Consider the following 1,011-nt stretch of genomic DNA (forward strand, 5'->3'; position numbering starts at 1 on the left):
TTAGGGAGCTTGGGCTATGAGTGAAATGATAATATATCAAGATGATAGTGGCACTACAAATCTTGAAGTAAAACTTGAAAATGAAACTTTATGGTTATCTCAAAAACAATTATCTGAGTTATTTGATGTAACAACAGCTACTATAAATGAGCATATTAAAAATATATACTATGAAAAAGAGCTTGAAAAAGATTCAACTATTAGGAAATTCCTAATAGTTCAACAAGAGGGAACAAGAAATGTAAAAAGGGATATAGAACACTATAATCTTGATATGATTATTTCTGTAGGTTATAGAGTAAAATCAAATATTGCTACAAGATTTAGACAGTGGGCTACAGCAAGAATTAAAGAGTACATCATCAAAGGTTTTGTAATGGATGATGAAAGATTAAAACAAGCTAAAAATAGTTATTTTGATGAACTTCTTGAACGAATTAGAGATATAAGAAGTAGTGAGAAATTATTTTGGCAAAAAATTCTTGATATATATGCTACTAGTATAGATTATGATCCAAGCGATGAAGCATCTCAAGAGTTTTTTAAAACGATACAAAATAAAATGCATTTTGCTACACATGGGCATACAGCTGCTGAAATAATTTATCAAAGAGTAGATAGTACAAAACCATTTATAGGAATGACAAATTTTAGTGGATGTAAACCTACAAAAAAAGAGGCATCAATAGCTAAAAATTATCTCAATAATGAAGAACTGGATACTTTAAATAGAATAGTAACCACATATCTTGAGTTTGCAGAGTTACAAGCAAAAAAAAGAAAAACTATGAAAATGAGAGATTGGATAAAAAAACTTGATGATTTTTTAAGTTTATCTGATTTTGAAGTGCTTCAAACAAAAGGTAAAATATCACACACACAAGCCTTAAAAAAAGCCAATGAAGAGTATGAAAAGTATAAAGTTCAAATGATAAATGAGAAAAGTAAAGTGCAAATTGACTTTGAAAAAGTTGTTGCATCTTTAGGGGATAAAAAATAATGAAAAAAGAT

Annotated in this window: 1 protein-coding gene; it reads left to right on the forward strand. The window is 28.1% G+C overall.

The annotated features are described in order from the left end of the window. Positions 1-16: 16 nt before the first annotated feature. Complete coding sequence (locus IQC44_RS11380; RefSeq protein WP_198306475.1) at positions 17-1,000, forward strand: virulence RhuM family protein; 984 nt, start codon at positions 17-19, stop codon at positions 998-1,000. Positions 1,001-1,011 lie beyond the last annotated feature (11 nt).

Origin of the sequence: Arcobacter vandammei, assembly GCF_016106035.1 — a bacterium.
Lineage (GTDB): Bacteria > Campylobacterota > Campylobacteria > Campylobacterales > Arcobacteraceae > Aliarcobacter > Aliarcobacter vandammei.

Coding starts and splice junctions, on each gene's coding strand:
- IQC44_RS11380 (WP_198306475.1), top strand. CDS start 17: ATGAGTGAAATGATAATATATCAAGATGATAGTGGCACTACAAATCTT.